The sequence below is a fragment of the Sphingopyxis sp. PAMC25046 genome (genome assembly GCF_004795895.1).
Taxonomy (GTDB): Bacteria; Pseudomonadota; Alphaproteobacteria; order Sphingomonadales; family Sphingomonadaceae; genus Sphingopyxis.
In genome coordinates this window covers 2,062,867-2,083,173 of sequence record NZ_CP039250.1, presented here as the reverse complement: position 1 = coordinate 2,083,173, position 20,307 = coordinate 2,062,867, and the positions used below count along the sequence as shown (strand labels likewise).

General features: G+C 61.2%; 17 protein-coding genes. 8 read left to right on the top strand and 9 right to left on the bottom strand.

Going from position 1 to position 20,307, the window contains the following annotated elements:
• Positions 1 to 41 precede the first annotated feature (41 nt).
• From E5675_RS09765 to E5675_RS09740, 6 genes are all read left to right on the top strand, one after another.
• Complete coding sequence (locus E5675_RS09765; RefSeq protein ID WP_136174342.1) at positions 42 to 803, top strand: glucose 1-dehydrogenase; 762 nt, start codon at positions 42 to 44, stop codon at positions 801 to 803.
• Positions 800 to 1,795, top strand: coding sequence for an MDR family oxidoreductase (locus E5675_RS09760; protein ID WP_136174341.1), 996 nt, complete (start codon positions 800 to 802; stop codon positions 1,793 to 1,795). The genes E5675_RS09765 and E5675_RS09760 overlap by 4 nt, the downstream gene beginning before the upstream one ends.
• Positions 1,792 to 2,559 (top strand): SDR family oxidoreductase, encoded by a 768-nt coding sequence (locus tag E5675_RS09755; protein WP_136174340.1) that lies wholly within the window; start codon positions 1,792 to 1,794, stop codon positions 2,557 to 2,559. The genes E5675_RS09760 and E5675_RS09755 overlap by 4 nt, the downstream gene beginning before the upstream one ends.
• 109 nt (positions 2,560 to 2,668) lie before the next feature.
• Complete coding sequence (locus E5675_RS09750; RefSeq protein WP_136174339.1) at positions 2,669 to 3,421, top strand: electron transfer flavoprotein subunit beta/FixA family protein; 753 nt, start codon at positions 2,669 to 2,671, stop codon at positions 3,419 to 3,421.
• Between the two features lies 1 nt (position 3,422).
• The gene (locus tag E5675_RS09745; RefSeq protein ID WP_136174338.1) at positions 3,423 to 4,352 is read left to right on the top strand and encodes an electron transfer flavoprotein subunit alpha/FixB family protein; all 930 of its coding nucleotides are present in this window, start codon (positions 3,423 to 3,425) and stop codon (positions 4,350 to 4,352) included.
• A gap of 30 nt (positions 4,353 to 4,382) precedes the next feature.
• On the top strand, positions 4,383 to 6,071 hold the full coding sequence (locus tag E5675_RS09740; protein WP_136174337.1) for an acyl-CoA dehydrogenase: 1,689 nt from the start codon (positions 4,383 to 4,385) through the stop codon (positions 6,069 to 6,071).
• Between the two features lie 327 nt (positions 6,072 to 6,398).
• Here the strand turns inward: E5675_RS09740 and E5675_RS09735 are convergent, their stop codons facing one another.
• The 9 genes from E5675_RS09735 to E5675_RS09695 are packed head-to-tail and all read right to left on the bottom strand — an operon-like array spanning position 6,399 to position 13,961.
• Entirely contained in the window at positions 6,399 to 7,142 is a 744-nt protein-coding gene (locus tag E5675_RS09735; RefSeq protein ID WP_136174336.1) for a hypothetical protein, read from the bottom strand.
• A 58-nt stretch (positions 7,143 to 7,200) separates the two neighbouring features.
• Positions 7,201 to 8,322, bottom strand: coding sequence for a competence protein CoiA family protein (locus E5675_RS09730; protein WP_247594856.1), 1,122 nt, complete (start codon positions 8,320 to 8,322; stop codon positions 7,201 to 7,203).
• A 24-nt stretch (positions 8,323 to 8,346) separates the two neighbouring features.
• Positions 8,347 to 9,108, bottom strand: a complete 762-nt coding sequence (locus tag E5675_RS09725) for a GIY-YIG nuclease family protein (protein ID WP_136174335.1) — start codon at positions 9,106 to 9,108, stop codon at positions 8,347 to 8,349.
• The gene (locus E5675_RS09720) at positions 9,105 to 9,881 is read right to left on the bottom strand and encodes an NYN domain-containing protein (RefSeq protein ID WP_136174334.1); all 777 of its coding nucleotides are present in this window, start codon (positions 9,879 to 9,881) and stop codon (positions 9,105 to 9,107) included. Before E5675_RS09720 ends, E5675_RS09725 begins: the two co-directional genes overlap by 4 nt.
• Before the next feature lie 24 nt (positions 9,882 to 9,905).
• On the bottom strand, positions 9,906 to 10,595 hold the full coding sequence (locus E5675_RS09715; RefSeq protein WP_210727637.1) for a hypothetical protein: 690 nt from the start codon (positions 10,593 to 10,595) through the stop codon (positions 9,906 to 9,908).
• A gap of 12 nt (positions 10,596 to 10,607) precedes the next feature.
• A complete protein-coding gene (locus E5675_RS09710; protein ID WP_015459207.1) occupies positions 10,608 to 11,255 on the bottom strand; it encodes a hypothetical protein in 648 nt (215 codons plus the stop codon).
• Positions 11,252 to 12,256: a WYL domain-containing protein gene (locus E5675_RS09705; protein ID WP_247594855.1), complete on the bottom strand. Its 1,005-nt coding sequence runs from the start codon at positions 12,254 to 12,256 to the stop codon at positions 11,252 to 11,254. Before E5675_RS09705 ends, E5675_RS09710 begins: the two co-directional genes overlap by 4 nt.
• 8 nt (positions 12,257 to 12,264) lie before the next feature.
• Positions 12,265 to 13,281, bottom strand: coding sequence for a hypothetical protein (locus E5675_RS09700; RefSeq protein WP_007688255.1), 1,017 nt, complete (start codon positions 13,279 to 13,281; stop codon positions 12,265 to 12,267).
• Positions 13,278 to 13,961: a hypothetical protein gene (locus E5675_RS09695; protein WP_136174332.1), complete on the bottom strand. Its 684-nt coding sequence runs from the start codon at positions 13,959 to 13,961 to the stop codon at positions 13,278 to 13,280. Before E5675_RS09695 ends, E5675_RS09700 begins: the two co-directional genes overlap by 4 nt.
• 305 nt (positions 13,962 to 14,266) lie before the next feature.
• Here E5675_RS09695 and E5675_RS09690 point away from each other — a divergent pair, with 305 nt between their 5' ends.
• Both E5675_RS09690 and E5675_RS09685 read left to right on the top strand, forming a co-directional pair.
• On the top strand, positions 14,267 to 16,876 hold the full coding sequence (locus tag E5675_RS09690) for a PD-(D/E)XK nuclease family protein (RefSeq protein WP_136174331.1): 2,610 nt from the start codon (positions 14,267 to 14,269) through the stop codon (positions 16,874 to 16,876).
• A complete protein-coding gene (locus E5675_RS09685) occupies positions 16,876 to 20,271 on the top strand; it encodes a UvrD-helicase domain-containing protein (protein ID WP_136174330.1) in 3,396 nt (1,131 codons plus the stop codon). The genes E5675_RS09690 and E5675_RS09685 overlap by 1 nt, the downstream gene beginning before the upstream one ends.
• The last annotated feature ends 36 nt before the right edge of the window (positions 20,272 to 20,307 follow it).

Genomic DNA, 20,307 nt, shown 5'->3' with positions numbered 1-20,307 from the left:
ACACGGCCACCCCACCTCTTTTCACACCGGAGAATACGCCAATGGCTGACCGGCTCGCGGGCAAAGTTGCCCTTGTCACAGGCGCCGCGCGCGGAATTGGCGCGGCCATTGCGACAGAAATGGCGCGAGAGGGCGCACATGTCTTTGTCACCGACCTGCGCGCGGACGAAGGCGCAAATCTTGTGGCCGGCCTGCACGGAGAGGGCCTTCGCGCCGCTTTTGCCGTGCAGGACGTGACGCTGGAAGCGGGATGGGAGGATATCTGTGCGACCGTGGTGACCACGTTCGGTAGCATCGACATCATCGTAAACAATGCAGGGATCGTCATCACCGGAACCATCGAAGACCAGACATTTTCTGATTGGCGCAAGACCATGGCCGTCAATCTGGATGCCGTGTTTCTGGGGACCCGCGCTGGCGTGCGCGCCATGAAACAACGCGGCGGCACGATCATCAATGTCTCGTCGATCGAAGGCATTGTCGGCAACCCGTTCGTCCCGGCCTATAATGCATCGAAAGGCGGGGTGCGGTTGCTGACCAAGTCGGCTGCGCTGCATTGCGCCCGCTCGGGATACCCGGTGCGGATCAATAGCCTGCATCCGGGATATGTCGGCACGGCACTGGTGCAGGACGCCCTTGCCGATCTCCCCGCCGACTTCGGTGAGAGAACACTTCAGCGCATACCGGTCGGCCGCTTCGGCGAAGCGGCCGAAATCGCCCGATCCGCCGTTTTTCTCGCCTCGGACGATTCGAGCTACATGACCGGGGCCGAACTTGTCATCGACGGGGGATACACGGCATGAGCACGGACACGTTCCCCGCACTCGTGATCGATCGTGTCGACGGCGCGCAATCCGCTTCGTTGCGCCGCATCAGCGACGCCGATCTGCCGGCCGGGAATGTCCTGGTCCGGGTCGAGGCATCGACGTTCAACTACAAGGACGGTCTATTGCTGTCGGGGGCGATCCCGCTCATTCAGTCGTTTCCGATGGTGCCCGGGATCGATCTTGCCGGGATCGTGGAGTTCAGCGATCATCCCGATTGGGAACCCGGCGACCGCGTCATCGCCAACGGCTGGGGGCTCGGCGAACGGCACTGGGGCGGCTATGCCGGCAAGTGCCGGCTAAACGGGGATTGGCTGGTCGCCTGCCCCGCGCGTTTTTCGTCGGCCCAGGCCATGGCGATCGGCACGGCCGGCTACACCGCGATGCTGTGCGTGATGGCACTGGAGCGGCAAGGTGTGCGTCCGGAGGATGGCGAGGTTTTGGTCACCGGCGCCAGTGGCGGCGTCGGCAGTGTCGCCATCTCGCTGCTAGCTCGCCGCGGATATACAGTTGTGGCGTCGACCGGACGTCCGTCGGAAGAACAATATCTGAACAAGCTCGGCGCTGCGTCGATTGTCGATCGCGCGCGCTTCAGCGAAAAGGGCGCTCCGCTGCAACCGGAACGTTGGACGGGGGCGGTCGACACGGTTGGCAGCCATACGCTTGCCAACGTCTGCGCGACGCTCAAGTATGGCGGCACGGTCGCGGCAACCGGCATCGCACAGGGCGCGGAACTGCCCGCGACGATGTATCCTCTGGCGCTGCGTGGGATCACGATTTGCGGCATCGACAGCGTCTACGCGCCGCTTGCGTGCCGGAAAGAAGCCTGGCGCTCACTTGAAGCCGAATTGGACCTCGATCTTCTCGCAGCAATGACTGCAACAGTGCCATTGGCCGACGTTGTTGAATTGGCGCCGGCGATCCTTGCCGGCCAGATTCGTGGTCGCGTGGTTGTGGAGATACCGTCATGATCCTGCGCTCCATTTTCATCACCGGAGCAGCGTCCGGCATCGGGCGCGAGAGCGCACGACGTTTTGCGGCAGATGGCTGGCGGGTCGGCCTGTGCGATCGCAACCTGTCGGCCCTTGCCGATCTCCAGCGCGAACTGGGCAGTGGAGCTTCTGTTCATCCGGCAGATGTGCGCAATCTGCCATCCCTTCGGCAAGCGATCGCCGATTTTTGCGGAGAACAAGATGGCTTGGATGCGATTTTCAATTGCGCGGGCATCCTTGAAATGCGCGCCTTCGCCGACGCCACCCCAACTCGCTTGAAGGACATCGTCGACGTCAATGTGATCGGCGTGATCAACGGCATTCACGCAGCCATCCCCTGGCTGAGCAGAGGGCATGATCCGCATATCATCAACATGTCCTCGGTCTCGGCGATCTACGGCATTCCCGAAGAAGCCGTCTATTCCGCCAGCAAGTTCGCCGTGCGCGGCCTGACCGAGGCGCTGAACATCGAATTCGAAGCGCTCGGCATCTGGGTCTGCGATGTGATGGTGGCATATGTCGCGACGCCCATGGTGCTGGATCCATCCTCGAAAGCCAAGTCGGTCGATATACTCGGGGTGAACGTTCAACCTTCACAAGTGGCCGACACTGTCCGGGCGGCAGCGGCGGGGCGCAAGGTCCACTGGTTCGTCACGGAATCGGACGAGGCCGTTGCCCGGCACGTCGATGCGACGCCTTGGGAAGAGCGACGCGACTTCGTGAAGGGCATTACGGGTTACTGACCTTCAGCCCATTTGTCTCCCACCTTTAGTAACGCTGCGGCAATGGCGACCGCGCTGAATTTAAGCGTACGGCTAAACCGGCCATTCCCCCGAGAGGAAGGACCACTCGATGAAAGCCCTGGTCTGCGTAAAGCGCGTGATCGACTATAACGTGAAGCCGCGGGTCAAGGCCGACGGTAGCGGCGTCGATCTGGCGAACGTGAAAATGAGCATGAACCCGTTCGACGAAATCGCCGTCGAAGAAGCGATCCGCCTCAAGGAAAAGGGCGTGGTCACCGAAATCGTCGCGCTCAGCGTCGGTCCGGCCAAGGCCCAGGAAACGCTGCGCACCGCGCTGGCGATGGGCGCGGACCGCGCGGTGCTCGTCCAGGTCGACGACGGAGTCGAGGTTGAGCCGCTGGCGGTCGCCAAGATCGTCAAGGGCGTCGCCGATGAGGAAGCACCCGGCCTGATCATCACCGGCAAGCAGGCGATCGACGATGACAGCAACCAGGTTGGCCAGATGGTCGCTGCGCTGATGGGCCGCCCGCAGGGCACTTTCGCGGGCGAAGTGACGGTCGATGGCGATCACGTGACGGTCAAGCGCGAAGTCGATGGCGGTCTGGAAACGGTCAAGCTGGCGCTGCCGGCGGTGGTCACCACCGACCTGCGCCTCAATGAGCCGCGCTATGCCTCTCTGCCCAACATCATGAAGGCCAAGTCCAAGCCGCTCGCCACCAAGGCGCCGGCTGACTACGGGGTGGACATCGCGCCGGGCCTCAAGACGCTGAAGGTCAGCGAACCACCGGTGCGCAGTGCCGGGATCAAGGTGGCCGACGTGGATGCCCTCGTTGCCAAGCTCAAGGAAATGGGAGTAGCTTGAGATGAAAACTCTCGTTTGGGTCGAACACGACAACGCCTCGGTCAAGGATGCTACCCTGGCGGCCGTCACCGCCGCTGCGGCGCTGGGTGAAGTGCACCTGCTGGTCGCCGGATCGGGCTGCAAGGCCGTGGCCGATCAGGCCGCGCAGATCGCCGGTGTGGGCAAGGTCCACCTGGCCGACGATGCCGCCTATGCCAATGCGCTGGCCGAAAACGTCGCGCCGCTGGTTGCGGATCTAATGGGGCACCACGATGCCTTCGTCGTGCCTGCCACGACCACCGGCAAGAACATCGCCCCGCGCGTCGCCGCGCTGCTTGACGTGATGCAGATTTCGGACATCCTGTCGGTCGAAGGGCCCAAGACCTTCACCCGCCCGATCTATGCCGGCAATGCCATCGCCACGGTCGAATCGAGCGATGCCAAGCTGGTCATCACCGTGCGCGGTACCGCTTTTGCCAAGGCCGCGACCAGCGGCGGTTCGGGAACGGTTGAGACCGTGTCCGGCCCCGGCGATGCCGGTACCAGCAGCTTTGTCGGCAGCGAAATCGCCAAGAGCGAGCGTCCGGAACTGACCAGCGCCAAGATCATCGTCTCGGGTGGCCGCGCCCTCAAGGATGCGGACACCTTCAAGGCCACGATCTTCCCGCTCGCCGACAAGCTGGGCGCCGGTGTCGGCGCCAGCCGCGCGGCGGTTGACGCGGGCTATGTGCCCAACGACTACCAGGTCGGCCAGACCGGCAAGATCGTCGCCCCCGAAGTCTACATCGCGGTCGGCATCTCGGGCGCGATCCAGCACCTTGCCGGCATGAAGGACTCCAAGACCATCATCGCCATCAACAAGGACGAGGACGCACCAATCTTCCAGGTTGCCGACATCGGCCTGGTCGCCGACCTGTTCAATGCCGTGCCGGAACTGACCGGCAAGCTCTGAACTCATGCATTGTCAAACTGGAACCAATTCATGACCTTCTTTCCACCGATCGCGGAACAGCGGTTTGTTCTCGATCACGTCGCCCGCATTGATGACCTTGTGAATAGCGACCGCTTTTCAGATCTCGATCGCGATCTTGTCGGCGCAATCCTCGCAGGCGCGGGAGAACTTGCCGCGGACGTCTGGGCACCGACCAACCGTACAGGAGATCGCTCACCGCCCCAATGGACCGCAGGCGAGGTCACCATGCCGCACGGCTTCAAGAACGCATATTGTGCGTATGTCGAAGGCGGTTGGGGTAGCATTTCCGCGCCAAAGGCATTCGGCGGCCAGGGACTGCCTGCAGTGCTGGGCTTTGCGGTGGCCGAAAATCTGGGCACTGCGAACATGGGCTTCAACCTGTGCCCGATGCTTACCGGCGGTGCGATCGAAGCGATCGCCGCACACGGCTCGCCGGATCTTCAGCAGCAATACCTGCCTAAACTGATTACCGGAGAATGGACCGGGACCATGAATTTGACTGAACCGCAAGCCGGTTCGGATGTTGGCGCGGTTCGGACAATGGCTACCCCGACAGCTGACGGGGGCTGGATGGTCAAGGGCACAAAAATCTTCATTACGTTCGGCGAACACGACCTGGCCGAAAACATTGTCCACCTTGTGCTGGCGCGCACGCCCAATGCCCCGTCGGGAACCAAGGGCCTTTCGCTGTTTCTCGTTCCCAAGATCAGGCCCGACGGATCGCGCAACGACGTGCGCTGCGCGTCCATCGAACACAAGCTCGGCATCCACAGTTCACCAACCTGCGTAATGACCTTTGGTGACAACGATGTATGCGACGCGTGGCTGATCGGCCCCGAAGGCGCAGGCATGCGCGCGATGTTCACCATGATGAACAATGCCCGTCTGAACGTCGGCCTGCAGGGCGTCGAGATTGCCGAGCGCGCCACCCAGCAGGCCTTCGCCTATGCCCGGGAACGCACCCAGTCGTCGTTGGCAAGCGATTCGGGGCGCGGCCCTGTCGCGATCATCGAACATCCGGATGTCCGCCGAATGCTGATGCGGATGACTTCCCAGACCCAGGCCATTCGCGCGCTGGTCTATGCCGCCGCAGCGGAGATCGATCGGGCTCATTTAGGCCTTGATGGCGCGCAGAAACGGCTCGACCTGCTGACCCCGCTGGCCAAATCGCACGCGACCGATATTGGCTGTCAGGTCGCAAGTCTCGGCATCCAGGTTCACGGCGGTATGGGCTTTATCGAGGAAACCGGGGCTGCCCAGCACTATCGCGATGCACGCATCGCGCCGATTTACGAGGGGACTAACGGCATTCAGGCGGCCGATCTAGTCGGGCGAAAGCTGATGAACGATCACGGAGAGGGCATACGCAGTTTAATCGCGGACGTCAGGGCCGAGGCAAGAAGTCCGGAAGTTCTTGACCTCGTCTCCAACGTCGACCAACTGACTGATCATTTGCTAGCGGCCAGCATTTCCGACAGGCTTGCGGCCAGTTCCCCATATTTGACGATGGTTTCCGTCATGACATGCGGCTGGCTAATCGAGCGACAGATCACGGCGTTGGACCATGACGCCCGTTTTGACAGCAGCTTTCGATCGCTCAAACTTTCCGCCGGGCGCTACTATCTATCCGATATCGTACCGGAAGTGGCAGGTTTGCGCGCGGCCGTTCGCAATGGAGAAAAGTATCTGCACTTTTGAGATCGACGCAAGTAGACCAGTTCCAACGCATTGGGACGAAAGACTGCTCTTAATCAGCGGGTCCTAGGTTCGAGCCCTAGTGCGTCCACCACTTTCCTACATTATATCAATAACTTACGCGGCCTGGAATTTGGGTCGAGACGATACGTCGTCGTACTAGGTAGCAGCCTAGGTAGCACCGCCAGCTGTCGAGTATTTTTTCGGTTGCGGCTCCGCAGGAGAATCGTGGCCTCGAAATGACCCACCTGTCTGGCGTCGCGGGGGCAGGAAGAGCTGCATCAGCTCGAACACAGATCTTGGCACCAGGGGGCGACTTGGTTCGCCGATCTATGGCTGAAATTTGAGACGCAGAGCTTCGGCATGCGCCGTAACCGATGGGGACACGGCTGGCGCAGCGAAGCGAGCCAGCCAGTCGGCCCAACTCGTCGCAGCAAAGCGAACACGTGCGTCGCGCACTGCGGCAGAGAAGACTTCGATTTCCGCGCGATGGTCTGAACAAGCGGAGGCAGCCACACGCGATGGCTCGGCGTAGAGATACAACAAGACCGGCGCTCGACTGACACGCCTGGCTTCGGTCGAGAGCCCAAAAGCGTGCTTAACGAGCTGCGCTGCATCAAGATAGCGATAGGCGAACGGATCCTTTCGCAAGGCATCGCGCATGGCCAGCCAAGGCTCCATAGCCTCGCCCCAAACATCGCGATCATACGCTTGAGCCAGAACGGCTTGCTTCGTGTCACGAAATGGCTCGTATCGTTTGGATTCCACCCCGATGAGATGGGTCTCGGTCACAATGGCTGCATCAAGCCAAGGGTGACGACCGCCCTGCCATGGAAAGCGCATCTGGCGTTCAATCTCGACCGAGACGGCTGGCCATCTTATGTCATCGAGCCCTGGGAAAGCAGGAAGCAGGCTTGGCCTCTCGATGAACCAGCCAAACCCATTCGCCGCCAATGCGGCGCTGCTTTCGGGACTGGCGAATTTACCGGAGGCGAATTCGTTACCACCCGCCCTATCCAATGACAGTCGGACCAGGTCAGCCGGGACGCCCGGGAGAAACAGTTCAGTCATCATCGCCTCATACTTCGGCCATCCGTCAGAAGCGGTCGTAGCTCAGATCTGCAAATCGCGATCACACGCGATCGAAAGGGGATAGCTCCCGGTTGGTGACCCTCTCCCTATGGACACCCCATCCCGGTTCGTCGCCGAGGTCGATCGCCAATTGCCGCATCCGTTCATCGACAACGGTGGGGAACCTCGCCACGACATCCTGATGGTCCCAGGCCTGATACTCGTAGTGAGCGCCGATCAGAGCGCCACAGTGGGCGCATCCGTTGCTCAGGTAACGAGATCCAGCATCTCGGCTGTTGCGGTGCATGATACGGCCAAGCGATGCTTGTGCAGGGATCGCCTGCAAGGTCCTCCGCACGAGATCAGGGCAATTGCCGAGATCGGGAATGGTCGCCGAAAGCCTATGGGGGCCAATGCTGATATCGAGTCCGGTGACGATCAGTGTCTCGGCCCCGCACTTCCAGCAATCCAGATTGCCGCACCGGACCTCAACGTCCGCCGGCGCGCTGAGCGGAAGGCCAAATTGATACCGTCGGTTCAAGGCAGCAGAAATGAATGATGAGAGTGGCAGAGCCTGCTCACCGGCGCCGGTCGGAATGAAGACATCGTAGCCATCGAGAGGGTTGCCGCCGATCCGAACAGCGGGAATGTCCTTGGATGCGTCAAAACGCGCTTGCCTGAAAAGCCAGAGACCGCGAACACCGGACGAAGCGTAGCGGGACTGTCGGCGAGCCGTCTCCTCTTGGCTCTGCTTCGACCATTGCACCTCGATCGCGATGCGAACAGCCCCCTTGGTCAGCAGCACGTCGGCCCTCCAGGGCTCACTCTCGCTGCTCAGCCCGTCGAATTCAGCCTCTGCATGCCAACCATTGGCTCTCGCCGCCTCGACAATCACACGCTTCACTTGGCGATGGTCTTCGCTTTCCGGCGCGCTCGTGCAGGCGCCGCGAAACCTGTGCACGAAGTGCTGGGTGCCGAGCTTGGAACGCCTGAGTATTATCTCGGCCTGACAGCAAGGTGCGCGGAGATGCCGTTCGCGCGCATTTTGGGCGGCAAGCGATTGCCAGTCCTGTGGCGCAAATTCGAACGCATGAATGCTCTTGCCCGAATGAGTGTCGATACATCGCAGCGCCACTGTAGCCCCCGGCGAGATCAGCGAGACGACGCGAGCGGCGGAGTCCATGTGCTTTGGGAGGCACAGGCCATCTTATTCGAGCAATTCGTAAACATAGGCAGTCGTCGAGCTGTTGCTGGGGCCAATTCGTCGAGTGAGGTTCACCCGGCATAGTTCAGCGATCTTTCTCCCGCTGAGTGCTTGGCAAACCGACGGAAACGCGTTGCGCAGCCCGAGCGCATCGTGAATTTCCCGTGCTGAGATTTCAACAATGGACCGACCAGCATCCCGGGCCGGACCGAAGAACCGGCTCTCGGCATAGTCGCGAATGCGGTCGGCGGTTGTCGTTCTTTGGTCGGGAACCGCGGATCCGGAGGGGGCCGCGCTTTCGGCCGAATTGGTCGGTGGGCGTCCCGTCAATGCCGAGGACATCTGCGTTGGAATCGTCCCTCGCCGATTCCAGGGCAATCGGAAGCTGCGAATGATCGCGGCTTCGAGACCTTCCGCGCCAGACACTTTCCACCCATTCCATTCGAGGTCGGGCGGGTTCGCCACATAGACATCGACGATGCTGCCGACTGCGAGCTCGTCGCGGAGAGCCACGTTCAGGCGAATATTGGTTCGCTGGCTAATGCCAGGGCGGCTGTACATATAAAGCCGCTGCGCGAGGCTTCTCGACGCGACGCCGACATACCGGGCCCTTCCGGCCTGCACGAAAATGTAGACACCTGGATGCTTCGGCGCATTGCCCGCGAAAATCAGCATCCCTTCGGCATTCAAGTCCCACCTACCGGTGTGAACGAAGCCGCCATCGGTGATCTGGGAAAGCGAGAGTTCGGGTAGCTCTTCGGTCATGCAGGTTTAGATTCCTTTGCCTTGGCCGTCTTCGCCTTGGCATTCGGGAGCACGCGAATTTGGAGGTGGCCGGCGTCGGTCCTGCGCGACTCAAACCCTCCGGCCTTTTCAACCAGATCGCTGAGTTTGCTTTGGCCATACGTTCTTGGATCGAAATCAGACGCGAGCGCAGCCAGGCGCTGGCCAACTCGGCCGAGGGGAACCCAACCTGCCTCATCGTCCAACTGCGAAATCGCAGTCCGGATCAATGGTGCCGCAGCAGTCGGCGACTTTTTGACACTCGCGGGGCGCGTATCAGGTCGTTCCGGCTCATCCGGCGTTGGTGCCTCCGGCAGCAGGTTTTCCGAATAGATGAACCTGTGGCAGGCTTGGCGGAAGCTTTCGGGGGTCTTCTGTTCCCCGAATCCATAGACATCGACGCCCTGCTCGCGAATGCGCGATGCCAGACCGGTGAAGTCGCTGTCGGAAGAAACGAGGCAAAAGCCATCGAACCTGCCGGTGTGCAGCAGGTCCATCGCGTCAATGACCAAGGCTATGTCCGAGGCATTTTTGCCGCTGGTGTACGCAAAGTTCTGATGTGCCTTGATGGCATGTGGCGCGAGGACGTCGGCCCAGGACTTCAGCCTGGTTCCCGAAAAATCGCCGTAAATGCGCCGTACGCTAGCTTCGCCGATTTTCGCAATCTCTTCAAAGAGACGGGGGGCGATTCGCGAAGAGGCATTGTCCGCATCAATCAACACGGCAAGTCTGGGGGCACGTGGTTCAGTAGCCATTTACGCACCATGCCTCATTTTGCATTAATCAGCAGATAAAACTGAACTTGAGCCGACCTGTGTCCTGAAGTCCTGAAGGCGTCTGCTTACGATCTCTTTGTCGTTGGAATGCCTGAGCAGGCGCTTGGCTCTGTCATGGGCAAATTCATCCACCTCGAGAACGATTAGCCTATAGCCATGCTTCGGCAGCAAATCGGCGCGACGCTCATCATATCGTCGGCGCTGCTCGCCCCGAGGCACACCGGAAACCGTCGGCTTGTCGTCGAAAAATCCTACGCGTTCGCGATGCTGGCGCTCATGATATTCCACGACAAGGCTGAGAGCCGGGTAAAAGCCGTCGACAGGCAAAGGCTTCCGGTAACCACGCCGATCAGGATCTCCGGTCAGAAACGGAAAGCAATGCTGGCGGACGGCCTTCAGTCCGAGAACCGCATCGCAGAGATCGAGCACATAATGCTCGTCGCTGATTGCTGTCCGGGAAACCTCTTGGGCCGCCTTTGACGTTGACCGGATGGGGGAGCCTCCTCCGCCCAGCCGGGCCATGACCCTTTCCATGTCATGGTGCTGATCGCTTCCTCTCACGACCTCCCAACGCCCGTTGTGCGGATGCCAGCCGAGGCCCGCAGCTCTAAGGGCTGCGCGAAAGCGCTTGGGATCGATTCCGCTCGCGATGGCCATATCGACGGCGGTGATCAGCTGACCTGGAATCATCATGCCCGGTGCCCTTCACGCAAATCCGCGGGCCATTGCTGCCTCGATGCCAGCCCAATCCTGCTCGTGTGATCCGGAATTGTTCGGCATGCCCACCTTGGTCAAACAGCCCTTGGGATAGGTATAGCTGTCGATCCGTCGCTCCGGCTCCTCGCACCAGGCGATGTTCACGGCCCAGAACTTCGGGAAGAAATAGAGGCTCGAATAGGGCAGGTGATCGTGGATCCACCAGGCAAGCTTGCGCCAATCCCCCTCTGCCTGGAATGCGTCCCAAAATGCTGGAACGACGACGCACGCCGTGGCACCCATCCGGCCTTTGGCATCGCGTCGATCCCAAATGTGCCCGGCAAAATTGGCTTCGTTAGAAGCACAATTGTACCCGCTCTTCCCTGCGGCCTGCAACTCGTTGCCCAGCCCGTTCACTTCGCACGACCGAAACGCGGAACGAATGGCGATGCGGCCAAACCTATCCTGCAACGGCTCGAGCAGTTCCTCGCAAAGCCTGCTTCCCGCGGCGATCGCCAGATCAGGGTCGTCGGGCACGTTGCTCAGGCCATGTACCGCTGCAATGTCGGAGAACAGGAAATCGCGCATGAAGAACGACTTCGACAACCGAACACGGCCAAAATCAGCGAGCGCAGAAACAGAATCGGGTTTTCTCATGTCCCTGCCCTAACATCGTGCTGCGTCAAAAGCGGTCGTAAGCATGCGCTGGCCGCCTCCAGTCGCTCCCGCATAACCGCTTGGAGCGCGTCGGGGCCTTCAATCACAACCTCCCCGCCCCATGTAAAAAGATGCTCGGCAATTTCTCGGAGGCCGCCAGCCCTGAACCTTACGGTTAAACCCTCAGCCGTTTCTTCCAGCTCCTGAGCGGGATGGAAGCGCCATTGCCGTGCGCGTTCGACGGAGGATGGGAGTACGCGCAACACGACTGCGTGATCTTCCTCCCGCCAGATGCCAAAGCTTTGTGACAGCCACCGGTCGAGGTCCCAGTCTTCTGGAGGCAGTCCCGACGTGTTGGCCGCACGCACGTTTTTCATCCGATCCAGACGGAAGGGCACAGGGTCGGCATCTCGATCGGGCATTTTGCCGATCAAGTATGTGATCGGACCATGCACAAGGCCAAAGGGTATCACGCGGCGCCATCGTGAGATATCAGCCCCGTCAGCGCGATAATCGAATTCCACACATTGCCCTGCCATGATGGCGCCCTGGATAGCGGCCAGATTTTCCGGGTCGGCGACGACGGCCGGCCCGGCGGGAACCCTGCTGCGCTGAAGGCGGATCAAGGCTTCCAGATCCGGATCGACCCTTCGCTTCTCGCGATCATCCAATGCAGCTTTTGTCTTGTCGAGCAGGCTGGAGAGCAGTGCTGCCTGAGGTGCCATCTCGCGATTGCGAGCGTCGGCTTCAGCCTGGAGTGCCGCGATCTCGGCAGCCGTGGGGCGCGTGTACACCCGCCTCAGCGCGTCTCGAATGCGAAACCGTTTGGTTCGTCCATCGCTGTCCTCGACGACATCGAAATGAAGCGTGATCACGTCGCGCAGGCGCTCGGCGGTTCGCCTGGTAACCCCGAGCCCGGCAGCCATCTCGTCCAGGGTCAGGCCTTCGCCGCTGTCGCACAGCATATGAACGAGCTTCAGCGTGCGATCGAGCTTGGCCATCCTCTGGGTCACGGCGTTTCCCCTTGCAGTTCGAAGGGCCCAACCGGCAGGAATAGCAGAGGGCTGCTGTCCTCGGATCGCGAGGCTTCCAGCCAGTCGCGTCCGGAGATCTCCTGCCTTGCCAATTCTTCCAGCGTCTCCGCGCTGGCGGCCGCGGCGAGTTCGCGTTCGCGCGCTGATTTGACGATCGTGCGAAAGTCTTCGGTTCGCTGATCCATTCGCTCTTGCCACTGCGGCGTTGCCGCCAGGTCATTGTCTGGCGAAGCTGCGAGAACCAACCGGCCAAGGCGCACGGGCTCGCCAAGCGCCAGAAGCGTGTGGGTACGAGCCGTAGCGGCCTGACGCGCCATGTCATCCTGGCCTGCGGCCAACCTCGCGGTAATGCGCAGTCCCGAAGCCAATGCATAGGCATCCACGAAGGGTTCGCCACAAAGACGATCACTGGCATCGTCAAGGTCACGGGCACGGCGTTCGAAGCTGTCTGCGAGAAAATGGGAATCGCGGGCAATAGCCGTCCATTCGGTGTGGGTGGCGGATGGAAGCCATGCTTCCTCGACCTGGTCGGCCAGAGTGCGAAGCCGTGTAAAATCTTCCGCAATTCGCTCGGTTCGCAAACCCTCAATCCCTCGTGCAATCGCTGCTAGTCCGGGAAGGATGGCATCGACCTTCTGCTCAACGCGCGCGATCCGGCGGGCAAGCAGGGCGGTTCCCGCAATCGACACCCCAATCGATATGCCGCTCAATGCGAGGTTGGCGACCTGGAGCGACTGGACCACCGCGACCGCAGCTTTGATCTGTTCGTTCTGGACGACGCTCACGGCCTCGAGCGCCAACTGGGGCAACCCCAGGGGGCCGGAACTCAGCAACGAAGAGAGCGCCGAGGTCTCTTGCAAATGACCGACGATCCTTCCCGAGGTGACGGACTGGATGATGGAGCCCGAGACGCGGTATTCGCCCGAGGCAACGCCGGTCAGAAGGTGACCGGGAATCTCGCGCAGCAGCGTGTTCGCAAGCGAGCCAATCATAGGGACTTCGCCCGCTTGGCGGCTCGGTTAAATTCGGTCGCGAGTTGCTGCAGGATTGCAGGAGACTGTTCGCTTCCGTCGATCAGCGAGGCGACGATGAACCCTCGCCCCCGCTTTCGCAGACGGACCAACGTGCGATCGCGTATCTTAGCTGTGTTGAACACGCCGGTAGCAAGACCCAATCCGGCAAGGGCACCGCCGCCCAGCACCACCGGCCAACTTATAGCTGTGGTGGTCACCAGCCCGAGCCAGGCCGTCGTGGTCGTCACGGCTGCGAATGGAAGGGCAGCAGCGGTAGCCACCCCCGCGGCCAACGGAACCGCGGCTGCGGCAACATCCCTTGACCCCTCGAAGACACCTTCCGGTTCCTCCGCATGCTCTGGCCCCCGCACCCATACGGCCTGCTCCTCAACCAGTTCAAGGAGGGCCGTGTTCGCCTCGTCGAGGATCTCGATGGCGACGGGTTCCGCCACGGATCGCACCATTGGCGCGATACGCTCCTGGATGAAGGTGGCCTGGCTGAACAGCCCGTCTTTCAGGCCGACCTTGGCGATCTCATCTTCGGCAGACACGATCAGATCCGCCACAACCTGATTGAGCGTTCTCGCAGCGACGAGAGTGTAATCGGACGCCCATTCGTCGATCTTTTGCCCGGCAAAGATCCGGTTGAACAATCCCATGAATACCCCCGCCGCCCCTCGGCCGAATCCGGACTTCCGGTCGGACCTTGGAGACAGTCTCCACGACAGAACCGGTCGCAGCAAGCTTGAATCCGATCAAAATGCCGTTCGGGCACCTTGCATCCGATCATCAAAAGGCTTGTATGAGCGGTACTCGTAGGGGGCTGCCAATAATCACAAGATTCACGATTCTGTGCGCCAAGTCGGCGTAGCAAGATCATTTCGTTTGCTGACTGCTTGTCAGAAGGAAATCGATTGTGAATGTTGCTTGTCGCTCAACTATTGTGTGCCACGGAAGACATGCCATGCGCTGCGAGCGGCTGCATGCTGCACGCTATCGGCATCATGGCACCCAGATCATGTCCTTCGAGCAGGCAGCGGTGCGGTTGGCCGGAGGCTTCATCAAGCCGATTGACGACGAAACGCTTCGTTCGACGTTGCAGTCAGTGCTTCCCAATACGCCGCTCGGTGAGTTGGAAAACATCAAATCACTCCCCGGTATGGTCAACGCTGCGGCCGACACTCTTCACAAGGTTTGGCGGGCTGGGATCGACCTCTCCGCACGCGCAGGAGGCCATCCCAGGCTAGAGGCGCTGGCCCACCTCGAAGCTGCTGTTTTGGCCAAACTTCCCGCGGGAATGCTCAGGCCGATGGATATCGTCGCCTGCGCGCGGAGCCGGATTCATCATTCTCAGAAGGTGCTCGGCGCCCTGACTGTTGAGGGATTGACCGAGCTATCGCCGTGCTGGCGCCCATTGCTGATCGAGCTCGCGACCGAGATTCCGGTGACGTGGAGTGCCGGGCCGCGCCGGATTCCGGCCTGGTTGGTGGGATCCGCGATAAAGGTAGTCGAAGCTGCGGCCCAGCATCCCGAGGTCAGCGTCGCAAGCGCCGCCTCGGGTCTCCACGAGGCTATCGAGGCGTTGCGCTGGGTACGATCCCTTCTGGCATCCGGCGATGTCGCCCCGCACGAAATCGCAATCGCAGCGGCGTCGACTGCCGAATATGACCATTATTTCCTGGCGCTGCGGTCCGATGCGAACATCGACCTGCACTTTGTCCATGGCGTTCGGACAGTCACGACCCGCGATGGTCAGGCCGCTGCGGCGTTGGCCGACATTCTCGTTCGCGGCCTGTCGCAGACCCGTATCCGCCGCCTCGCCGCACTCTGCTCGGATGGCCCCGCACTTTCAGTCCTGCCGGAAGGGTGGCTGCGCGTCTTGCCAACCGATGCACCGATGGCGACGTCAGCTGCGTGGAACCGGCTGTTGTCGGGTCTCGAAGCCGAAGATTGGCCGGATGGATGCGACCATTCACCCGCTCTGAAGTTCGCGATCGAACTGCTCGCGAAAGGACCCGACGCTGCCGATGAAATCGGCCCGGCCTTTCTTTCAGGCCGCGCGCTCGCGATTTGGCGCAAGGCACTCATGGCCGGCCCGGCCGCATCGATCGACACTTCGCTGGAAAACCTGAAGCAGGATGACGGCCTCGACTCCTGCGTCTCGGTTACATGGATGCCAGCAAGTGCCCTTGCCGCCTCACCGCGCCGGTTTGTCCGGCTGATTGGCTTGAATTCCTCGCGTTGGCCGCGTGGCATTTCTGAAGACCGCTTGATCCCCGATCACATCATCCCAACCCATGTGCTCGATCCACTTCCGATCAACCAGGCGGATAGGCGCGATTTCGAGACTATTATGGCGACGACATCTGGCCAGCTCGTACTTTCTCGTGCCCGCCGCGACAGCGATGGCCGGCTACTCGGACGTAGTCCGCTGCTCTCCGGACTTGGCACCGAGACGTATCTTCGTCGCAATGCGGTTCCGCTTCATGCTTTCAGCGAGACCGATCGGTTAATGGCCAGAACGGAAGAGTTTCGCGGCTATCCCCAAGCGGTCAGCGCCTTGGCCTGCTGGCGGGATTGGAAGCGGGAGGAGATTACCGCTCACGATGGCAAGGTGAGGCCAGACCATCCCCTGATCCAGGCCGTTCTCGATCGCACGCAGTCAGCCAGTTCGCTGCGACGCCTGCTCCGCAACCCTCTCGGCTTTGTCTGGGTTTACGGACTCCACTGGAGCGCCCCTGACGCCGGGGCCGAACCGTTGGTGCTCGATCCGCTGGAAATGGGCGACCTTGTCCACATGGTGCTCGACATCGCCCTCCAGAGCATCGAGGCCGCCGGCGGGCTCGGCAGCGCAACGGCGCAAGTTGTCGACGAATTGGTCGAAAATGCCGCAGCCCGAGTAGCGGCCGATTGGGAAAGTGAACGTCCGGTGCCGCCGGCGATCATCTGGACGCGCACGCTCTCAGACGCTCGAATGACGGCAAGCAATGCCCTGACCTATGGCAATCAGGAACTGGCGGGAGCGCAAAGTTTTGCCGAGGTGCCGTTCGGTGGTTCTACGGCGAAATCGGACGGGGCCATTCCCTGGGATCCGAGCACCAGGGTTGAAATTCCCGGCGCAGGCTTTGCGATCAAGGGTTACATCGACCGCCTCGACATTTTTGACGATGGCAAGCGCGCCATTGTGCGAGACTATAAGACCGGACGCGCACCACGGTCGGCCATTCGCCTCAACGGGGGCAAAGAGCTTCAACGCTGTCTCTATAGCTTCGCCGTGAAATCCTTGCTCGGCGAGGATGTGAGCATAACTGCCTCGCTGTTGTATCCTCGGGAGAACCTGGACCTCCAGCTCGACGATCCCGAAGCCGTATTGTCCGAGGTCACCGGCTACCTCGTTGCCGCCCGATCGAACCTGCAATCCGGATTGGCAATCCCGGGCCCCGATACCGGCGATGATTACGATGATCTCGCCTTCGCCCTGCCCGCAAACGCCGGCCCCACCTACTGCAAACGCAAGCGTCCAATCGCGGCAGCAATGCTCGGCGATGCGGCTCAGGTGTGGGAGGCGGAGTGATGACGACCATGTCTGCTCAACTGAAGGACGACGGTGCCCGCTTCGATGCAATTGGTCGGCATACCCGCTCGATCCTTGTCGAGGCCGGCGCTGGCTCGGGAAAAACCGCGGTAATGGCGGGGCGTATCGCAGTAATGCTCGCGGAGGGAACCTCTCCGCGCGCCATCGCTGCGGTGACATTTACCGAACTGGCGGCAAGCGAATTGGTGTCGCGGGTCAGGGAGTTTGTCGCCGAGTTGAGCGAAGGCCGGATCGCGCCAGAACTGAAAGTCGCGCTTCCCGATGGCCTCAGCGATGCCCAGCGCAGCAATCTCGTCACCGCGAGCGCGGCGATCGATGAAGTCACCTGCTCGACGATTCACGGCTTCTGCCAGCGCCTCATCAAGCCCTACCCGGCTGAGGCAGACATCGATCCTGGCGCGACGGTCATGGATCGGAACCTGGCTGACCTTGCGTTTCTCGAAATCGTCGATGGCTGGCTGCGAGAGCGGCTATCCGGCAAACACGGCGGCATCATTGCCGAAATGGTGCTCTACAATCCGAAGAGCACGGTCGAGCTGCTTCACAAGATCGCGGCTAATTTGCGCAGCAGGCGAACTCTCAAGGCACCTTCGCCCTCCCCGTTTGCTCCACTCATGGCCGAATTCCAACAGGCGGCCAAGGCCTTGGCCGACTTCATCGAGAATGCTTCCGCGCACGAGCCCGAGACAGCCAACTATGCGGCAGGCTTCGCACAGATGGCAGAAGCGGTAGCCGCGATTGCCGAACCCCAATCACCCACGGGCCTTGTTCAGTTGCTGGTTGCGCGCGCCCATCCGGACGTTTGCACCAAGACCGGTGGATTTGCCGCCTATCGCAAAAAGGGCAAGTGGGTCGAAGCGGCGAAGCAGGCCGGTTTGTCCAAAGCCGATGGTGAGCAGCTCAACATCACCGCCGACGATCTCTACGGGAAATGCTGCGCGACGTGGGCTGCGATGCAGCAGGCGATTGCCGGCCACGTTCTGGCTGCGCTAGTCTCAGAAGCCGCTCCAATCCTCGAGCGTTACCGCGAATACAAGCGTTCCAGCGCGCAGCTCGATTTCGACGATCTGATTTATGCCGCGCGCGACCTGTTGCGCAGTCATGAGGCTGTACGCCAGGCGCTGGGCAAGCGTTTTGCCCACGTCCTCGTCGATGAGTTCCAGGACACTGATCCACTCCAGACCGAGATCTTCTGGCGGCTGTGCGGTGATCCGCAGAATGAAGGCGACGATTGGGCGGACTTCCGAATCCGTCCTGGCGCGCTGTTTCTCGTGGGCGATCCGAAGCAAGCGATCTACCGCTTTCGCGGTGCCGACGTCGGCGCCTATGTACAGGCTCGCAGCGCTTTCATCGCGCATAGTCAGGAAAGCTTGCTCTCCATCTCGACTAACTTCCGGTCGTGCGCCTCCATTTTGACCTTCGTCAACGCGCGCTTCGAAGCCGTACTCTCCGCTGATGGTCAGCCAGGCTTCACGGCCCTCGATGCCTTCCACTCCGATCCCGCAGAAGGCGTATGCGTTGCCGCCCTCGACGTCGCGATTGCCGGCGAGGATGGCAAAGCGAAGGTGGAGCAGCAACGAGACGGTGAAGCCGAAACTGTTGCCGACCTTTGCGCTCGGCTGATCGGCGGGTATGAAATTGTCGATCGCCGGACCGGCACTCCGCGCCTCTGCCAACCGGGCGACATCGCGTTGCTCGCGCCCACAGGCGCCGAACTATGGCGATACGAAGAAGCTTTGGAACGCCGCGGAATCCCGGTTGCAACCCAAGCCGGCAAAGGGCTCTTCCGCCGTCAGGAAATCCAGGATTTGATCGCGGTCACCCGTGTCCTGGCTGATCGTCGCGACACCTTGGCGCTGGGCGCCCTGCTTCGGGGGCCATTGGTCGGCCTTACGGATGAAGAATTGCTCGATATTGTCTGGGCGCTTCCGCGCAATGAGAGCGAACCCGACCGTATCCCGCGTCTGACCCTGTCAGTCGATGCTGACACCGTCACGCACGATCTGGCGCGGGCGGTGCTGGTGAAACTCCAGGCGCTTGCGCGGCGAGCGAACAGCACCACGCCGCATGAACTCCTGTCGCAGGCGATTGATGTCCTGCGCATCAGGCCCATTCTCGTCGAGCGCCATCGCGGTCAGGCCGAACGCGCGCTCGCCAACGTCGACCTCTACCTCAATCTCGCGACCGCATATGCGGTGCGCGGCCTGCGGTCATTTTCTGAGGCGATGACCACGGCGTGGGAGGATGAGGCCCGAGCGGTCGAAGGTCGTCCCGACGCGCAAGAGGAAGCCATCTCGCTGTTCACGATGCACGCAGCGAAGGGCCTCGAATGGCCTGTCGTCATTCCCATCAACACCATGACGGGGGTCATGGGTCCCGATAGCGCAGTGACAGATCGCCAGTCGGACACATTCTATTGCCCGATCTTCGGGGTGCCCCCCGAGGGCCATGAAGCGGCGATCGAGGCTGAGAAGCTGGAGCTGGATCGGGAACGCATACGTCTGTGGTACGTGGCGGCCACGCGGGCACGGCAATTGCTGATTCTTCCTCGCCTCGATGTCTCACCATCGAAGTCGGCATGGATAAGCCTGCTCGACCTTTCGCTTGCCGAGCTTCCAGCCATCGACCCCAGCGAACTGCCAGAGCGCGCACCATCGCCAGCGGCAGAAGTGGGCAATGGGCAGACGCGAGAGATATTTGCGGCGGAAGCTGAAGAAATCCTGCAACGACAGGTCCATCTGACCTGGCTCGCCCCGAGCCGAAGCGAAAATACCTCCGGCCCCGTCGTCGTCTCGGAGGAACCGGACCTCTGGACAGATTCCGACGACGGACAACCTCAGGAGATCCCGCTGCAGCTCGCCATTCAAGGCAGCCGCGAGCGGGGCCTGATCCTCCACAAGCTGATGGAGGAGGTTCTGACGGGCGAGACCTTCGACGACCTTGGTTCACTGACCGAGCGAGCGAAGGAATTGATCGTTCAATTCGGCCGAACTGCGGTTAGCGACGCCGCGGCAGGACTGTCCGCCGAGGAATTGGCCAGTTGCATCGACAAGACGCTCAAGCTTGAGTCGATTGCGGGAATTCGGGCCGAGCTGATAGCCGAGTTCCCGGTGTTTGCGAGCCACACCGCGGATGGTCATGAATATGCGACCTCCGGAATTGCTGACGCCCTCACCCTGACGCCTGGGGGCAAGCCGGGAACGATCGTGGATTGGAAGAGCGATGTAGCGCCCGATGCCGTGTCGCTCGAGCACTACAGAGGTCAGGTGCAAGCCTATCTCGACATGACTGGCGCCGAACGCGGAATGATCGTCCTGATGACGAGAGGTGAGATTATAGAGGTCTCACCATCCAGCGTTGGCTCGACGCCGTGATCGAACCGAGAACATGACCTCGCTACCCCGCCCTTC

Bases quoted from the DNA above. Each gene is read 5' to 3' on its own strand.
- E5675_RS09765 (WP_136174342.1), top strand. From the start codon at position 42: ATGGCTGACCGGCTCGCGGGCAAAGTTGCCCTTGTCACAGGCGCCGCG.
- E5675_RS09760 (WP_136174341.1), top strand. From the start codon at position 800: ATGAGCACGGACACGTTCCCCGCACTCGTGATCGATCGTGTCGACGGC.
- E5675_RS09755 (WP_136174340.1), top strand. From the start codon at position 1,792: ATGATCCTGCGCTCCATTTTCATCACCGGAGCAGCGTCCGGCATCGGG.
- E5675_RS09750 (WP_136174339.1), top strand. From the start codon at position 2,669: ATGAAAGCCCTGGTCTGCGTAAAGCGCGTGATCGACTATAACGTGAAG.
- E5675_RS09745 (WP_136174338.1), top strand. From the start codon at position 3,423: ATGAAAACTCTCGTTTGGGTCGAACACGACAACGCCTCGGTCAAGGAT.
- E5675_RS09740 (WP_136174337.1), top strand. From the start codon at position 4,383: ATGACCTTCTTTCCACCGATCGCGGAACAGCGGTTTGTTCTCGATCAC.
- E5675_RS09735 (WP_136174336.1), bottom strand. From the start codon at position 7,142: ATGATGACTGAACTGTTTCTCCCGGGCGTCCCGGCTGACCTGGTCCGA.
- E5675_RS09730 (WP_247594856.1), bottom strand. From the start codon at position 8,322: ATGGACTCCGCCGCTCGCGTCGTCTCGCTGATCTCGCCGGGGGCTACA.
- E5675_RS09725 (WP_136174335.1), bottom strand. From the start codon at position 9,108: ATGACCGAAGAGCTACCCGAACTCTCGCTTTCCCAGATCACCGATGGC.
- E5675_RS09720 (WP_136174334.1), bottom strand. From the start codon at position 9,881: ATGGCTACTGAACCACGTGCCCCCAGACTTGCCGTGTTGATTGATGCG.
- E5675_RS09715 (WP_210727637.1), bottom strand. From the start codon at position 10,595: ATGATGATTCCAGGTCAGCTGATCACCGCCGTCGATATGGCCATCGCG.
- E5675_RS09710 (WP_015459207.1), bottom strand. From the start codon at position 11,255: ATGAGAAAACCCGATTCTGTTTCTGCGCTCGCTGATTTTGGCCGTGTT.
- E5675_RS09705 (WP_247594855.1), bottom strand. From the start codon at position 12,256: ATGGCCAAGCTCGATCGCACGCTGAAGCTCGTTCATATGCTGTGCGAC.
- E5675_RS09700 (WP_007688255.1), bottom strand. From the start codon at position 13,281: ATGATTGGCTCGCTTGCGAACACGCTGCTGCGCGAGATTCCCGGTCAC.
- E5675_RS09695 (WP_136174332.1), bottom strand. From the start codon at position 13,961: ATGGGATTGTTCAACCGGATCTTTGCCGGGCAAAAGATCGACGAATGG.
- E5675_RS09690 (WP_136174331.1), top strand. From the start codon at position 14,267: ATGCGCTGCGAGCGGCTGCATGCTGCACGCTATCGGCATCATGGCACC.
- E5675_RS09685 (WP_136174330.1), top strand. From the start codon at position 16,876: ATGACGACCATGTCTGCTCAACTGAAGGACGACGGTGCCCGCTTCGAT.